At 70.0% G+C, this 15,371-nt stretch carries 15 protein-coding genes and 2 pseudogenes; 11 read left to right on the plus strand and 6 right to left on the minus strand.

Going from position 1 to position 15,371, the window contains the following annotated elements; all coding sequences use genetic code 11:
- The 4 genes and pseudogenes from ACGFYQ_RS38875 to ACGFYQ_RS38890 form a co-directional block, all read left to right on the plus strand.
- Positions 1 to 84, plus strand: a pseudogene (locus tag ACGFYQ_RS38875) (transposase); the annotation flags it as partial.
- Between the two features lie 177 nt (positions 85 to 261).
- Positions 262 to 732: a hypothetical protein gene (locus ACGFYQ_RS38880; RefSeq protein ID WP_393751595.1), complete on the plus strand. Its 471-nt coding sequence runs from the start codon at positions 262 to 264 to the stop codon at positions 730 to 732.
- 553 nt (positions 733 to 1,285) lie between these two features.
- Positions 1,286 to 1,579 carry a hypothetical protein gene (locus ACGFYQ_RS38885; RefSeq protein ID WP_393751597.1) on the plus strand — a complete coding sequence of 98 codons (294 nt, stop codon included), beginning with the start codon at positions 1,286 to 1,288 and terminating at the stop codon, positions 1,577 to 1,579.
- 1,143 nt (positions 1,580 to 2,722) lie between these two features.
- Positions 2,723 to 3,106 (plus strand): hypothetical protein, encoded by a 384-nt coding sequence (locus ACGFYQ_RS38890; RefSeq protein WP_393751599.1) that lies wholly within the window; start codon positions 2,723 to 2,725, stop codon positions 3,104 to 3,106.
- Positions 3,107 to 3,230: 124 nt separating this feature from the next.
- Here ACGFYQ_RS38890 and ACGFYQ_RS38895 read toward each other — a convergent pair whose 3' ends face one another.
- The 3 genes from ACGFYQ_RS38895 to ACGFYQ_RS38905 form a co-directional block, all read right to left on the minus strand.
- Positions 3,231 to 5,219 (minus strand): bifunctional metallophosphatase/5'-nucleotidase, encoded by a 1,989-nt coding sequence (locus ACGFYQ_RS38895; RefSeq protein WP_393751601.1) that lies wholly within the window; start codon positions 5,217 to 5,219, stop codon positions 3,231 to 3,233.
- Positions 5,220 to 5,620: 401 nt separating this feature from the next.
- The gene (locus ACGFYQ_RS38900; protein WP_393751604.1) at positions 5,621 to 6,406 is read right to left on the minus strand and encodes an alpha/beta fold hydrolase; all 786 of its coding nucleotides are present in this window, start codon (positions 6,404 to 6,406) and stop codon (positions 5,621 to 5,623) included.
- Positions 6,407 to 6,432: 26 nt separating this feature from the next.
- The gene (locus tag ACGFYQ_RS38905; protein WP_393751606.1) at positions 6,433 to 6,729 is read right to left on the minus strand and encodes a hypothetical protein; all 297 of its coding nucleotides are present in this window, start codon (positions 6,727 to 6,729) and stop codon (positions 6,433 to 6,435) included.
- A gap of 41 nt (positions 6,730 to 6,770) precedes the next feature.
- Between ACGFYQ_RS38905 and ACGFYQ_RS38910 the strand changes: the two genes are divergently transcribed.
- Positions 6,771 to 6,920, plus strand: a complete 150-nt coding sequence (locus tag ACGFYQ_RS38910) for a helix-turn-helix domain-containing protein (protein WP_393751665.1) — start codon at positions 6,771 to 6,773, stop codon at positions 6,918 to 6,920.
- 901 nt (positions 6,921 to 7,821) lie between these two features.
- On the opposite strand, the gene ACGFYQ_RS38915 is transcribed toward ACGFYQ_RS38910, so the two are convergent.
- Positions 7,822 to 8,475, minus strand: a complete 654-nt coding sequence (locus ACGFYQ_RS38915; RefSeq protein ID WP_393751608.1) for a TetR/AcrR family transcriptional regulator — start codon at positions 8,473 to 8,475, stop codon at positions 7,822 to 7,824.
- A 127-nt stretch (positions 8,476 to 8,602) separates the two neighbouring features.
- Between ACGFYQ_RS38915 and ACGFYQ_RS38920 the strand changes: the two genes are divergently transcribed.
- The 3 genes and pseudogenes from ACGFYQ_RS38920 (at position 8,603) to ACGFYQ_RS38930 (ending at position 10,588) form a co-directional block, all read left to right on the plus strand.
- Positions 8,603 to 9,571 (plus strand): oxidoreductase, encoded by a 969-nt coding sequence (locus ACGFYQ_RS38920; protein ID WP_393751610.1) that lies wholly within the window; start codon positions 8,603 to 8,605, stop codon positions 9,569 to 9,571.
- A 25-nt stretch (positions 9,572 to 9,596) separates the two neighbouring features.
- Positions 9,597 to 9,912: pseudogene (locus ACGFYQ_RS38925) on the plus strand (single-stranded DNA-binding protein); the annotation flags it as partial.
- Between the two features lie 214 nt (positions 9,913 to 10,126).
- Positions 10,127 to 10,588 (plus strand): hypothetical protein, encoded by a 462-nt coding sequence (locus tag ACGFYQ_RS38930; RefSeq protein ID WP_393751612.1) that lies wholly within the window; start codon positions 10,127 to 10,129, stop codon positions 10,586 to 10,588.
- 745 nt (positions 10,589 to 11,333) lie between these two features.
- Here ACGFYQ_RS38930 and ACGFYQ_RS38935 read toward each other — a convergent pair.
- Positions 11,334 to 11,771 (minus strand): DUF3592 domain-containing protein, encoded by a 438-nt coding sequence (locus tag ACGFYQ_RS38935; protein ID WP_393751614.1) that lies wholly within the window; start codon positions 11,769 to 11,771, stop codon positions 11,334 to 11,336.
- A gap of 39 nt (positions 11,772 to 11,810) precedes the next feature.
- Between ACGFYQ_RS38935 and ACGFYQ_RS38940 the strand changes: the two genes are divergently transcribed.
- Entirely contained in the window at positions 11,811 to 12,317 is a 507-nt protein-coding gene (locus tag ACGFYQ_RS38940; protein ID WP_393751616.1) for a hypothetical protein, read from the plus strand.
- Positions 12,318 to 12,626: 309 nt separating this feature from the next.
- Here ACGFYQ_RS38940 and ACGFYQ_RS38945 read toward each other — a convergent pair whose 3' ends face one another.
- Positions 12,627 to 13,082 (minus strand): VOC family protein, encoded by a 456-nt coding sequence (locus ACGFYQ_RS38945; protein WP_393751618.1) that lies wholly within the window; start codon positions 13,080 to 13,082, stop codon positions 12,627 to 12,629.
- Between the two features lie 506 nt (positions 13,083 to 13,588).
- Between ACGFYQ_RS38945 and ACGFYQ_RS38950 the strand changes: the two genes are divergently transcribed.
- On the plus strand, positions 13,589 to 15,082 hold the full coding sequence (locus ACGFYQ_RS38950) for a hypothetical protein (protein ID WP_393751620.1): 1,494 nt from the start codon (positions 13,589 to 13,591) through the stop codon (positions 15,080 to 15,082).
- Entirely contained in the window at positions 15,028 to 15,369 is a 342-nt protein-coding gene (locus ACGFYQ_RS38955) for a response regulator transcription factor (RefSeq protein WP_393751667.1), read from the plus strand. Before ACGFYQ_RS38950 ends, ACGFYQ_RS38955 begins: the two co-directional genes overlap by 55 nt.
- Positions 15,370 to 15,371: the final 2 nt, after the last annotated feature.

A 15,371-nucleotide genomic window follows, 5' to 3' on the forward strand; every position in this document is an offset into this window, starting at 1 on the left:
ATCCGCCGCTACATCATCTGGCGGAACAAGCACGCCGCCGACGAACGCCTCCAAGAGGTGGTGAACAGGGCGAACGTTGCCTGACGCGGCACTAGTGATCATGGCCCCGGACTCCTAATCTCTGAACGCAGCCGCAAACTGACCGCCAGGGTAGGTCCGGAGCGCCGCAGGCGTAACCCCGCCACCGAAGGCGCCGCCGCGTGCCTCGCTGTCCGCCGACCTCACCACCGAAACCGACTACCCGCGAGGTCCCAACACCTGATGTCCATATGGCCTTCGATCGTTGCCGTACTCGGTACCCTCGCCGGTGCCCTGACCGCCGGACTCCTCCAGCACCGTTCGGCACGCACCGCACGCGCCGAGGAGCGCGCCGACAGCTACCGTCAGGACCAGCTCGGCGCCGTCACCGACTTTGCGGCCGCCCTGGACGCACACCGCTCGGCGATGTTCCACCGGGAGCGTCTGGCCCTGACCGAGGCAGGCACCGAGCACCAGCTGGAGGCCCAGACGAGGTCCCACGACACCCGGGCGGCAATCACTGCGCCCCACATCCGCCTTCAGGTCCTGGTCCCCGAGCTGGCCGGCCCTGCCCAGCAGGCCGCAGATGCCACGTACGCGCTGCGCAAGGCCATCGACCGGACCGCGCTGGACGCCCAGCGGCATGCGGCCAAGGAAGCATCCGTCGCCTTCATCGCCGCGGCCGCCACGCTGCTGAGCCCCAACAACCGCTGACTGAGGGCGACCACTGCCGGCGTCCTGGCCGTCCGGTCGTGCTGGTCCCGTACGCCCTCTCTCGGGGCCCTGCGCCGGCTCCACTCCGGCGAGTCGGTCATACCGCCGGTGGAGCCGATGCTGGCGCAGGCCGTGGAGTCGGTGCCGGGACCCGGCGTGCTGGGCGAGTCGGCTTTCGATCAGAAATTCGACGGCTACCGGGCGCCCCTGTTCACACCCACCGGGCCGGACGGAGATGCCTGCGGTTGCGAGGCTGGTAGCGACACGAGGGGGATGAGATGGCGGGTCCTGGTGATGGCCATGAGGAGAGGGGATCCATTTCGAAGGGGGTGCGGATGAGGCGGGCGATCTGTCCTGTTCGGATGCGGTCGTCCGTGCTTCCATTGCGCCCCAGCTGCGGGTGTGGTCCGGGATCTCGTGGCTTGACAGGTGAGCTGTGCGCCGACACGTTCGCTGCCTGCAGGAACGCCTGGCCGGTACACCGCTGCTCCCGGCGGTCAGAGCCCGATTTGAGTACTTCGGAGGCGGCACACTCGCGACAGGCGCGGGGCTGGTGCACCTCGCCGCAGCCGGCTCGGAGCACCACTGGAGCGGGCGGCGGTTCGCCGCGGCATGCGGCAGCCGCGACATCGCGGACGTGACTCTGGTCCGCCCCGAGCTGATCGCGGAGATCAGCGCCGACATCTCCGTCGACCGCGGCGGCGTCCTCCGCCATCCGCCGCGCTGCAAACGGCTGCGCCTGGACGTCACGGTCGGCGACGTGCCGCTGTTCGGGGCGGGTCCGGCCCCTGCTTCTGGCTACGCGTGTCAGAAAGGAACGGGGCGGCGCCTTCGCCTGGCTGCATGAAGCTGTCGCAACCCTTGCAGGAAGTGCGCAGTCATCGCTGCGCGCCCTGACCGCGTAATTGCCCAGCGCCGCGGCTTCCGCCCACGCCGCAAGAGTGCGCCCGGCAACACCTTCGGCCTGTCAAGCCGCGAGATTCCGTGGCGTGACCCGCACGGCCGCCCGGGGCGCAATGGAGTCACACAACGTTGGCGTTGCGCCATCACAGCGTCCGCCGCACCCCGGATCAGGAGCCACTCGCATGACCACCAGGACCCGACGCTTCGCCTACCGGTGCATCCTGGTGGGGGGTGGCCAAGGCGTAGGCCGGCCGTGGGGCACCGTGACGAGGCGTGTGCGGTGGCTGTGGGCGGGCGCGGTAGTCGGCCTGGGGCTGGCGGCGCTGATCCTCGCTGTTTGCACGTTCACCGCGGGGCCCGGCTCGGCACCCCCCATGCGTTCGGCAGCTGAGAGTCAGCCGCCGTCGGCGACGGTGGCGCCTGAGCGGCACAGTACGGCGGATCCGGAAAGCCCAGACGTGTTTTTGCAGCCGGCAGCGGAGCCGGGGCCGGATCCGTTTACGGCTTCTACGTCCGCGGATTCTCAGGCGTCTGATGCGGGGGCTGAGTGGGCGAGTGTGTCCGTAGCGGCCGTATCTGCCCTGGGCGGGATGATGAGCGGAGTTGCCGCAGTGGTCACTACCCGCCGTAGTAGGTCGTCGGCCCCGCTCCCGGCGGAGTCGGCCGGGTCGGCCGGGCTTCCGCACCAGTCATCGCCTGCCTCGCCGGGCACGCCCGCGGCTTCGGGCCTGCCCTCGCGTGCGTCGTGTCAGCGCGAGCCGTACTCGCCACGACCGCGTCAGCCCGGGCGGCGGCATCGGTCCTTCCACCAGCCTGAGCGCCTGCACTGACGCGCCCCGGTCCCCGCCGGGAAAGGCTGGCCTGTGGGGGCGGCGACGGTGCGGGAGGTCCTGGAGTGGTGCTGTGGCCTCCGGCGGTCAGCCGTACATCCTGCGCGTGGCCCTGGACTGACCCCGGTCCGGATCCGGCGCGGGTTGTCCGTGGTGGCTGAGAGGCTGGCATCAGCCAGCAGGCTCCGCGCTCTCGCGGCGGCCGCTCAGCAGCGTGACGGACGTCCGGCGATGGCCATGGTGAGCGTCAAGGTGAGATGCTCCTCGACGGCCAGGAGAAGACTTCGACCGTGCACTACCTCCGGCCCTCGGCCGAGCAGCGGCAGCGGTCACTCGTGCAGTCCGGAGCCACGGCTGTAGAGATCTTCGAGACCACCCACGGCCGGCAGACGACCCGTGCTGATCACACCCCTGCGGGGAGCGGTCCGCTTTCACGTGTCGATGGGCTTGGCCCCGGGGGACCGAAGGCTGAGGGGACCTGGGAAGCCGAGGCGTCTGCGGTGAAGCGGTTCCGCGGCTTCATCGGGACGCACGGCTCGGACGACGTGACCATCACCTTGTGGGCCGAGACCGACGGCATCCGGCGACGCTTGCGCACCTGGACAAAGGACCACGGAGAGGTGCTCCACGCCGGGCAGTGACCCGCCCGACGGACCTGCTGCGACCCAGCCCGCAGGTCAAGCCGTCCCGGACGCAACACCCTCACACCGGCGACCGCGACCGCAGCGTCGCTGGCTCGTGGGCTGTCCGCCGCCCGGCCGGCCTTCAGCAGGGCGGCCGGAGGCCGTCGCGCCGCGAGATCGGGCGTCCGGAGGTGACGATCGCCGCCTCGGGGCGCGGCAGCGGAGTGCCGTCGGGGTGGAGCGGTGTCGCCGGTTCCACGATCGTGCCCGTCCGCCCGGGCACCAGGCCGTCATTCCGTACGCTCACCCGGTTCACGGGCAGCGGGGTGAGCGTCTGCCGCTCCCGTACGAAGGCGACGAAGCTCTCGAAGTCCCGCTGGTGGCGGTACGGTTCCCGGAAGTCCGCCAGCGCGGGATAGCCGTCATGGCCGAGGAAGGTGTACGAGAGGGTGGCGAGCCGGTAGCTGCGGGCCGGGTCGAGCGGCACGCCGTCCACGGTGACGTCTGCCACGGACACCCGGTACCCCACCGGCCCCAGTGCGTCGAAGCTGTAACGGACGTTGTGCGAGACCGCCAGCGGCGCGAACCGCAGCGAGCCGTCCGGATCCCGCGTCCACTGCTGTTCGAGAACATCGTGCAGCTGCTGCCCGGTCACCCAGGCGCTGACGATCGGATCGCCGAATCCGACGGCCCGCCAGGCCCGGCCGAAGGTCACCGCCCCGGCCGCCGCCGTGTCCAGCGGCAGGTCCCCCGCGACGACCGCCTGCCCGACCCGGGGCGCCGTCGCCACCACGGCCAGCTGGGCGGGCACGTTGGTATGTACGTTGGCGTCGTTCTCGGGATCGGTGGCCCGGCTGCCCGCCCACAAAGCCCAGTCGGCCGCCAGGTCGCCCATGGTGCTCTCCCCGGCGGCGTTCCGCGTCCGGGTGAAGGACGCGGTCTGCCGCCCGACCCGCGTGCGGTCCCGCGCGGCCGCCTGCCCGGCCCAGTAGTCGGCGACCTCCTTCAGCGCCGGGTCGGGCGCCACGTCCCGGGTGTTGGGGTGGTTCGTGGACACGGTCAGCTCCCGCACCACCGCGCCGGTGACCGGGTCGAGGCGCAGGCTGATCTCGTTGATGACCTGCCCGTAGCAGCCCGCCTCGACGAAGGGGCGGGGGCGGCCCTCTGGGTCGGGCACCATCATGTTGAACCGGGTGTGCCAGTGCCCTGTGAGGATGGCGTCGATGGCGGGCGACACGCGCAGCGCCAGGTCGAGCGCGGGCCCGGAGGGATCCGTGCCGCTGTTGAAGTCGGCGCCCGCGACAGCCCCGTCGTGCATGGACAGCACGATGGCGTTCACTCCCTGGGCCCGCAACTCGGCGGCGCACGCGTCGGCCGTCTCCAGCTCGTCGAGGGTGGCCAGGCCCGGCTGGTAGGAGCCGGGGAAGAGTTCGGCGCCCAGGGCGGTGAGGTGGATGAAGCCGACGGGCAGACGTCGGCCGCCGGGTGCCGCCACCCACTCGATGTGGTAGGGCGGCAGCACGGGCCGCCGGTCGGTGGTCCGCACCAGATTGGCGCTGTAGTAGCGGAAGTCGGCCCCGTGGAAGGGGCTGCCGCTGGAGTCGGTGAAGGCGGTGTCGCGGCCCGCGACGGGGAAGGGTACGCCCTGTTCCATGTGGCGCTGGAGCATGGCGGGGGACTTGTCGAACTCGTGGTTCCCCGCGGTCGCGAAGTCGAGGCCCATCCGGTTCAGCGCCTCGATCGTCGGCTCGTCCGCGAAGGCGGCCGCGTCGAACTCCCAGCCGGCGAAAGCGTCGCCCTGGGTGAAGAACAAAGAATTGGCGCGCCCGGCCCGTAGCCGCGCCAGATGTGCCGCCATGTACGCGATGCCCCCGACGGTGTAGCTCAGCCCGCCGTTGCCTCTGATCACGGCGTTGGAGCCGGGCGCGCTCTGTAGGTAACCGTGCAGGTCGGTGATGCTCAGCAGTTGTACGTCGACGTACTCGTCGGCGCTCGCCGCGTCGCGGGCAGCGGCGTCGGCGTGGGCGGGCACCCCGGTGGCGAACATCGCGGCCCAGGCCCCTGCGGCGGTGAGGAACTCCCGCCTTCCGACCCCGGTCTCTCGCGGACTCCGGCTCTGCGGCACGGACATGGAGCGCCTGATCACAGCCGCCTATGCTCCCGGCTGGAGACCGCTGCTGTCACGCGGACGTGCCGCACCGCATGAAGTAGTCCCGTGTTGAGCGCAAGTTACCTGCTGACGGCGTCATCACCTGAGGGAGATTCTTGAAGTTCAGCGAGCGGCCGCGCCGGGGCTCCGTTGAGATCGACGGGGAGGATCGACCCACCGCCCCCACGGTTGCCGTTGCCGCAGCCGGTGCCGGTGATGGTCGTCGGGTCGCTCGCCGAGATCAGGACCTGGTCTGAGAGCACCGGGAGAGGTTGATCAACATGTCTGATGGTGTCGACGAAGCCCGGAGCTCTTGCTTCGGAGTCTTGGGCGTGCGGAGTGGAGTAATTGTCAATAGTTGTGGATCGTTGATGGTCCGCGTGTCAGGGCAGGTGTGACAGCAGTAGCTTGGTGAGACGTTCGGGTGTACGGAGCGGCAGGTAGTGGTCGGCGTCCGGGATCGTCTCGCCGCAGGCGCCGGGGATGTCGGTGACAAGTCGTTCGGCGATCACCGCAATCTCTGGGTGGTCGTGGTCGCCGTGGATGACCAGCGTCGGCGCGGCGATGTCTCCGAGGTGTGGTTCGGCATCACGGCTCGCGGAGACAACGCAGTGCTGTTCGCTCACAACTCGCCGCTCGGCGTTCGAGGCGACCATCGTCTCGATGAGCTCTCCTCCGGGAGCCGTACGGCCCATGGCTGCCCAGATCGTCAGTTCCAGCTCGGCCAGGGTGGCCGTCTCACGCTCGCGCCGGGCCGTGGCATAGGCCGACAACTCGGGACTTTGCGGCCAGAGGTGACCGCTGACCGAGGCACCGACCAGGGCCAGTGCGGCGACGCGCTCCGGGTGGGCGAGGGCGAAGTCCAGCGCGGTCTCCCCGCCCATGCTCAACCCGACCAGCGCGGCTTGACGAAGGCCGAAGTGGTCAAGGACGGCACGCAGATCCTCGACGTCGCTGAACGGCTTGCCAGGAGGTGTGGAGCGTCCCAGCCCGCGGGCGTCGTAGCGGATCACGTCGTGGTGGCGAGCCAGCTCGGGAACGATGGCGTCCCACAGGCGGGAGTCCATGCCAGCGCCGTGCAGCAGCACGACCGGGCTTCCGGTGCCGTTGCGCTCAGCCCAAAGTCGACCGCCGTCGGGAGTAGGAATGCGGACTTCGCGTGGAGGCATGTCAGATCGTTCCTGGGAGTTCGTTGTCACGCTGCGATCATTTCAGAGCGTTCAACCAGGAGGCCACGTTCGAAGCGGACGCCAGCCCGGACGAGAGGGGCCAGATGTGAGCCGTTGACGGCTCTCCAGCGGGCCTGGGCGGACTCGACGAGCTGCGTGCGGAGGTCGACGACGTACTGCGCGTAACCACCAGTGATCCCGAAGCACCGCCGGTCGCGGCCCTCACCGATGTCCACGCCCGGGTCCTGCTCGCACACCTGGCGGACGAACTCGCCCGCCGGCCGCGACTGCGCCACCCGGGCATCGAGGCGATGCTCGAACACGACCGCACCCACCACACCCACTACGCGTCGTCCGTGGCCGCCTGGCTGGACGCCGTCGGCAACATCAGCGATACCGGCTACGCCGCAGCCGCGAACTGTTCGGCCTCGACCCGGACGACCCGGACACCCGCCTCTCCAGCTGGCTCCAGCTCCGCATCGGAGCCGCCAACGCAGGCCGCTCCCAGTCCTAGCCCGCCCACCAGATGCCCAGCGTGTGAGTCTGAGGGTGGAAACCGATACGAAGCCCGCAAGCTGCGGCAGCTGCCCAGCCTGGATGCAGGCCGTCTTTCTGGCGTAACCATCACGGAAGCGTGGTCAGAGCCAAATTCAGGAGCCCAACAGCCCGTCCACGGCTGCCGCGGCCGCAACGCCGCCGGCCGGGACATCGCCATCCGATCCGGGCCGACGCGACTACGTCGCCGACGCCCCGGAGCAGGCCGGCCGCTTCTGGTCGTGCATCACGTACTCCGTCGGCCTGCTGGCATCGGCCAGGGCCGGTTCGGGTGCGTCTCCTGCCGGACGCTGCTCGCAGCGTGGGGGAAGCGTGTGTGTAGACACCATGGAGGATGCGTGGGCGAGACCGAGAGGGGGACGTGGGGGGAAGGTGTAGTGCCGTCTATTCAGTATTTCCCCAGGTAACCGCCCTTCTGAGGCAGGTGACTTGCCAGACTTTGGGTCTGGGGGTGGGGGAGAGGCTGTGGGGTGTTGGTCGGAGGTTCTGTTCTGGGGCTGGCTTGGTCGGGCTTGGGGTTGAGCTGGTCGGGTGTTGATGAGGGTTGCTGTGGGGGCTGAGAGTCGGGTTGGTCGGGAGGGGGGTGGAGCAAGGGGGCGGAGGCAAGAGGAGTGCGGCAAGGGGGGCGTCGTGTGAGCGCTGCCCCGAACCCGAGCCAGCGCGGGGTCATCGTGCGAGGCGACTGGCCGGTACCTCGGGCGCCTCGCCGAAGCCGGACGGCCCGACCCGCTCGACGTCCGGTGCCTTCACCCGCCGTGCCGCGCCGCCGCCGGAAAGCCGTGCCAGCAGGGCACCAAGCACCGTACCGACCGTGCCACCCCACCCCTCTGGCGGCACTGTAGGGGAAAGTACTCAGCCTTTCATGCCTGATCGGCGTCCGCTTCGGTCGCCTCGACGGCTACGGCGGAGCCCTGTGCCAGGGCGCCGGCGCGGGCGGCGGCGAGCGTGATCCGCACGGCCTGCTCGGCGGTGCCCTCCTCGACCGGATCGGCACTGATCAGCAACCGGAAGTAGATCGGGGCGGCCAGCGTTTTGATCAGCTCGACCGGATCGGTGTCGGCCGGGAGTTCGCCCCGCTCGATGGCGCGGGCGACCACGGGTTCGGCCCGCCGGAACCGGTCGGCGAAGATCCGCCGCTTCGCCTCGGCGACCTCCGGCAGCCGGCCGGCGTCGGAGAACATCGCGGTCTGCACCGCTCTGCCCACCGGGCCGGTCATGCTCTGCACGAGCGCCCGCGCGAGGGCTTGCAGGTCGGTCTCGACGGCGCCGGTGTCCGGAATGGGGATGTCGGTGGCGAAGTGCTCGGCCAGCGCGTCAACGACCAGACTCGCGCGGTCCTTCCAGCGCCGGTAGAGCGTCGTCTTGTGCACCCCGGCCCGCTGGGCCACGCCCTCGATGGTCAGCTCGGCATAGCCCCGATCCAGCAACTCGGCGAGGGTAGCGGCGCGCACCGCCGCCTGTGCCTTGCGGCCGCGTCCGACCGGACGGGCGGGTTCGGAGGGACTCAACTCCATTGCAACCCCTAGTTGCGTTAGTGGCTATTCGCATGTCAGGATCCAGCCTATCGCAACTTCAAGTTGCATTGAGTGGGATCCTGCCCAGCCGGGTGCCGCACGCCCTCAATCTAGGAAAAGGAAGGCCATGCCCAACGCTTCCCGTACGTGGACCCCCGACTCAATACCCGACCAGTCCGGCCGCCTGGTGGTGGTGACCGGAGCCAACAGCGGCATCGGCCAGGTCACAGCCCAGGCCCTCGCTCGCCGGGGCGCCCATGTCGTGCTGGCCTGCCGCAGTCCCCAACGGGGGCAGGCCGCCCTGGACCGGCTGCTCGCCCAGGCACCCGGCGTCCATGCCGAGGTGCGCCTCCTCGACCTGGCCGATCTTGCCTCCGTACGCGCCTTCGCCGACGGCTGGGACCATGGCCGGCTCGATCTGCTGGTCAACAACGCCGGCGTGGCGATTGTGCCGTTCGCCCGGACCGCCGATGGCTTCGAGTCGCAGTTCGGGATCAACCACCTGGGCACCTTCGCCCTGACCGGGCTGATGATGCCCCATCTGCTCGCCTCGCCCGATCCGCGGGTGGTCACCGTCAGCAGCGAAGGCCAGCGATTCGCCCGCTTCGACCTGGACAACCTCAGCGCCGAACGCCGCTATCACGCGATGTTCACCTACCTGCAGTCCAAGCGCGCCAACCTCTACTTCGCCACCGAACTGCAACGCCGCGCCGACGCCGCCGGCCTGAGGCTGCGCAGCACGGCCGTCGCCCCCGGCCTCACACGCACCAACGTTCTCACCGGCGGCGCCAACGGCAACCGTGGTCGACTCTATGGAGCGTTGACCCGGCTGCTGCTCCGCGTCGCCTTCCGCCCCACCCCCGAAGGCGCCAAGACCTCCCTGTACGCCGCGACCGTCCCGGACATACCGGGCGGAGCGTATGTCGTGCCCGGCGGTCCGTTGCAGCTACGCGGCGAGCCGGTCCTGCGCAACCGGGAGCGCGCCATCCGTGACACCGCCACCGCCCGCCGGCTGTGGGAGCTGTCCGAGGAACTCACCGGCGTTTCCTTCCGGCTGTCCGGCGATGCCGCATGCCCCACCCAAGAGTCCTACTAGCTGGCCCCCGTTCAACTCGGAAGACATTCGTGTCAGGCGAGACCTTGTGACCGTCGTCGGCAACCTGGTCGACGACCCCGAACTCACGTTCACCCCGGGAGACTCCGCAGTCGCCGCGTTCCGCATCGCATCCACCCCGCGCACGTTCGACCGGCAGACCAACGAATGGAAGGACGGCGAAAGCCTGTTCCTGACCTGCTCGGTACGGCGCCAGGCCGCCGAGAACGTCGCCGCCACCCTCGCCCGCGGAACGCACGTACGAGGACCGCGAAGGCGTACAACGCACCGTCGCCGAGCTCGGCGTCGAGGAAGTCGGCCCCACCCTCAAGAACGCCACCGCCGCCCGCCACCAAGGCCCGCCGGCACCAACAGCGCCCCGCAGGCACGCCAGCAGCCCCAGAACACCGGATACGGCCAGCCCGCGCGCGACCCATGGGGCCCCACAGAACAGCTCACAGGGTTCTAGCCCCTCGCCGCGGCCGCTCCGCGCGACCGGTCGCGGCCCCTCCCACGCGCGTGAGCAGTGCCTCGACCCCGGACAGGAGTCCCCGCCCCGTGACCTGCACACCCGACGTCGTCACCCTCGCTTCCCTCGACACTCACCGCCTGATCGTCACCGTTCCGAACCAGGGCCCCGCCGACGTCCGCTCGAACCTCCCGCGCGCCACCGCCGCTGCCATGCTGCGCCGCCTCTCCGACGAGCTCGACGCCGAGCAGCTCCTCGCCGCCCTGCCCGGGGAAGCGTTCGCCACCCTCACCCAGCAGCTCACCCGCCGCCACCGCCCCGTCGAGGCCGCGCGGCACGCCGCCGCCCTCGCGCACCACACCCGCGAGCTCGCCAACATGCTCGCCGCCGCCCTCGACCGAGGCATCCCCGCCGAAGCCCCGTCGGTCGGCCGGCACCTGGTCTCGATGCTGCGCAGCCACGCCGTCAGTATCGACAGCCCGCCCCGGACCGCCATCGACGATGTGCTCGACCTCGCCGCCGCCCGCCTTACCCGCCGGACGCAGCGATGAGCAGCGACACCACCCTCGTCGTGGCCGCCGCCGTCGCCGCGCCCGCCCCTGGTTGTGTGGGCCGCGCGTCTTGCCCCCGGCCGCCGCGCACGGGCCGCGCCGGCAGCGCCTGTTCCGCCTCGCCCGCATCCGCATGACGGTCGCGGGCGAGGGGCGGCCTGCTTCGGGAGACCGATCGCTTCGATGAACTTGACGTCGATCTGGACCCGGTTGCCGGGCAGCTGCTTCTCGTAGCGGATGTAGCGCTTGTCGTGCCGTTTGTAGCGCTGGGAGGCGGGCAGCCGGGTTCATCCCGAGTTTCTTCAGGATGCGGTAGACGGCTGGGTCGGCGATGTCGATGTCGTGGTGCCGCCTGAAGTACATCTTGATCTTCATCGGGCCGAAGTGGTAGTTCCGCCGCAGGTAGACGATCTTGTTGACGACGTCGGCCTCGGTGGCGTGAGAGCTGGCTACGTCAGTGACAACCGACTCCAGTGGTAGGTCAGTTCTGACTCCGCTGGGGGGTGTCCAGAGCGAGATCTGAATGCGAGAAGTGACTCCACAGCCAGCGACTGCGTGATGGACATTTGGGGCATCCCGGGGCTGCTGCCTTCCTGGCCGCACCGGGAGACCGGGAATCCGTCGAGTCGCAGGGAAACGGGGCCGTCGGCCATGTCACCAACTGAGTAGCCGCCAGTGGTCGATCGCTTGGAGGGTCGGTTCGTGCGGCTTGGCGTGCTTGCCGGAAGCAAGATTTGGCTCGCCGTCAGAGCAGGCTCAGCACTGTGAGGAAGACGCCGACCACCCCGAGGCCCACCAGGAACAGGAGGGTCAGCACCGTGCGCACGGTGCCCCGGCCCGCTTCGACGAGGACTGCTCGTTCCGGGCTCGACGGGAGATAGCGGAGTCGCATCTGCGCGCCCAGGGGCCGTCGCCGGTCGGTGTCGATGTCGAGCCGGTACTCGCGCCCGTCGGTCGCGCGGAAGCCCACGATGGCGTGCTGCAGGCCCGCCCGGCCCTGGTCTCCCGGTAGCACGTAGGCATCCAGCACTCTGCCCTCGGTGGGTAGCCCTTCGTTGAACGTCTTGCGGACGAGCAGCCACCGACTGCAGGTCCGCACCGCGAGCGCGACGGAGACCGATATGGCGAGGAGCCCGACAGAACCCAGCAGCAGCCGGTGGCCGCCCTCGCGCAAGAATTCCATGGCGCCCTCCCACGTCGACCTACCGCCGGGCCACCGTCCGTGGCGCTGCCGGACGAAATCTACCGGCCCGACGGCCACCTGACCGCCATCGACGACGCCCTCGCGGGGCTGCGCACGTTCACCCTGGACAGGGTCGCCTGCGCCACCTCTGTAGATGCGGCCAACTGGTCCGAGCGCTACGCCTACGACGATGCCGGCAACCAGACCTCTGCCACCTGGCCGACCCGCCACCCCGGCGCCGAAGCCTGCGGCGAACGCTACGACGTTGGACCGCAGCAGGAACGGCTCATCGGGAAGGCAGGACCGGCGGCCCAGGTAGGGGGCCCAGTTGGGTGCTGGAGGGCTTCGGCAAGCTGTTCGATGTGGTCTTGGCGGCCGCTGACGGCGGCCATGAAGACGGCGTCGGAAGACGCAACCACCCTCCTCGTGCAGGCCGCCTCCCCGCTCGACGGGCAGGGGCTGCCCGCCGGATACGGGCACATGGAGGTGAAAGACCTCAGCCCGATGTTTGCCGCATTCCGGCCAGGCCTGGCGCGCGGGTGGTGATGGAGACTCCGGGACCCAGGTGGAGGCAGGACAGCGCCCCGGTCGGGATGTAGACCAGGCCGGTGCGGTTCTCGTCCACTCGGATCTGCGCGCGTACCCCGGTGTCGTCCTTCACGACGAGGCAGGCCTGCCTCTCAACTGCCCGCCCCACGTCGTGGAGCAGACCTTCGCTCTGCTCCAACAGTTCAAACGACTCGCGGTCACAGGGCAGTGGCCACGAGGTACGACAAGCTCTCCGTCCGCTACGAGGCGACTGTGCTGGTCGCAGCCGTGAACGAGTGGCTGTGACCAGCACAGTCGCAACGGCCCTCAGACGACGTCGAATTCGTTGCCCTCGGGGTCCTGCATGGCGGCGGCGTAGAGCCCCATGTCCGGCTCATCCTTGATCCGCAGCACGGTGGCACCAGCTTTGACCAGCCGTTCCACCGTAGCCTTGACCCGCTGTGTGCGGACGTCCAGTGGGACGTCACGGCCCCCACCGACCTTCAGGTCGAAGTGCCACCGGTTCTTGGCGACCTTCGGCTCCGGAACCTGCTGGAACCACACCCTCGGTCCACGTCCCGCGGGATCGATGATCGACTCCGGAATATCCCCGGCACCGGCCGGCAACTCTGCCTCGGGTACCCCCACCGCCGCCCAGTAAGCACGCCACGTGGCGTGCCCGCCCGGCGGAGGCTCAGGCGCGTAGCCCAGGGCCTCGGCCCAGAAAGTCACCATTCTCTGCGGATCGGAGCAGTCGATCGTCAGCTGCACTGTCATCTCCATGCCCGGAGCATCCCAGGCAGGTCTGACAGACGATCCACTTTCGCAACAGGCCCTAGCTTGCTCTTTAACGTCTGACGTCGAACGGTGCGTCGAACTCGATCACTCGGTTCGGTAACCGCCGTACACGGAAGCGGCCTTCGTCTGGATCATGTGCTCCGACCAGGGAACACACACGTCCAGCGCGAAGGCCGCTGGAAGCAGCCTGGCAGGCAGGGGTCCTCACCGCGGAGAACAGCGCCGACACCGGACGCACCTACCGCTTCACCCACGACCTGGTACGCGAGGAGGTAATCGGCCGAACCACCCCGGCCACGTCCCGCGCTCTGCACCGAGCCGCTGCGCGGGCACCGGAGCAGGCCGGAAACCCTGTCGAGGCGGCCCGTATCGCGGCACACTGGCGGCACTCCGGCACGGAGCCCGCGCACCGCGCCGCCGCCGCACACTGGTCGCGGACCGCCGCGGATCTGGCCCGCGAGCGGCACTCCTACGCGGACGCCGCCCGGCACTTGGCAGACGCCGCCGCCGTCCTCGATGCGGCGGACCCGCAGCGTGCGTCGGCGCTCATCGACCTAGCCCGCGCCGAGTACCTGATCGGGCGCTACGACGTCGGCCTGCGCCACTGCGACGAAGCCTCCGACGCGGCGAATGCGAACGGCCGACCCGCACTGCTCGCCGAGGCTGCCCTGGTAGTGCAGGGCGTCACGTACCCCCATGCCTCACAGTCCATCACCCGAATGTGCAAGGCGGCCCTGGCCGTCGAGGACCTGCAGGACGCGATACGCGCCCGGGTGCTCGCTCAGCTCGCCACCGTCTCGGCCGATCTGGGTTCGCTCGAAGAAGCCGCCGAGCACGCCCACGCCGCCCTCGAACTGGCCGAGGCCACCGGTGATGCCCGGGCCGAACTCGACGCCGCCCGGGCGGTGCAGATGATCCTGGCCCATCCCGACGACACCGCCGAACGCCTGAGGCTGGGCGAGCTGGCCGTCTCCCGCACCGAGCGGCTCGGTGACCCGCTGGCCGCCGTCCTGGGCCACCAGTGGCGCGTCCAGGCCGGTTGCCTGCTCGGCCAGCTCGACTTGGTGGACGACGCGATCCGCGGCATCGAGGCGATCGCGGACCGCTCGTCGCTGCCGCTGCCCCGCTGGCACCATCTGCGTGTCAGCGCGGCCCGGGCCGTGCAGGAAGGACGGTTCGCCGACGCCCGCCGCTGCAACGAGGACGCCGCCGAACTCGCCCGGGCTGGCGGAGACCAGTACGCGATCGCCCTGAGCTACGTACTGCAGCAGCAGCTGACCCTGGTACGCGGCGACGCCGCGGAAATGTGCAAGGAGATGTGGCGTGACCTCGACCGCGCCCCCCAGAACCCGCTGATCCAGTCCATGCGGGCACGGGTGCTGTTCGTCGTCGGGCGGCCGGACGAGGCACGGGACGCCTATGACCAGCTACGCCCGCTGCTTCCGATACCGACAGCGAACCCGACGTGGCCCGCGGTGTTGCTGAACCTGGTCGACCTGATCGACCTGATCGAGCTGGCCGATGACGTCGCCCCCGCACGGCTGGTGTATGACCAACTCGCGTTGTTCAGGCCGTACCCGGGTGCGCTCGGCACACCCACGGCGTACTTCTCCGGCACGGTCAGCCGCGAACTCGGCCGCCTCGCCCTCACCGCCGGCCGACCGGCACAGGCCGAGGAACTGCTTCGTGAGGCGTGGATCCGCAACCGGGCCCTCGGTGCGAGGCCATACGTGGCACTGACCTGTTTGAACCTCGCCACCCTCGAGCGTGACAAAGGCGCGCTCGCGGATGCGGCCGCCCTCGCCAGGGAAGCCCGGGCGATCGCCGACCGGCTCGACCTGCCCGGTCCCTCCGCCGCCGCAGCACGCCTCATCGGCGAGATCGCCGCCGGCGAGACGACACTGACCCGCTCACCCCGCGCAAACGACAGATCGCCGCACCCGTCGTCCGGGCGCGCACGAACCGTCAGATCGCCGACGACCTGATCATCTCCGAACGAACGGTGGAAAGCCACGTCCGCAGCATCCTCAGCAAACTCGGATACGCCAACCGAACCGAAATGACCGCGCGATGGGCTGGCCACTGCCCCCCATCAGGCTCCTCCCGCACCTTCGGTCGGCGCGGCCCGATGGCCTTCTGCGAGTCGTCGGGCACGCTCGGGGGGCCTTTACCGACTGGGCATCGCGGCCGTCATCCGCCAGACCGGCCTACCCGACCTGCTCAGGGGATCCACCAACGACCCACCGTCACCCTGACGAGCCGAAGTCAGTAAAG

The sequence above is a fragment of the Streptomyces sp. NPDC048258 genome (assembly GCF_043201995.1).
In the GTDB taxonomy this organism is placed as follows: Bacteria; Actinomycetota; Actinomycetes; order Streptomycetales; family Streptomycetaceae; genus Streptomyces.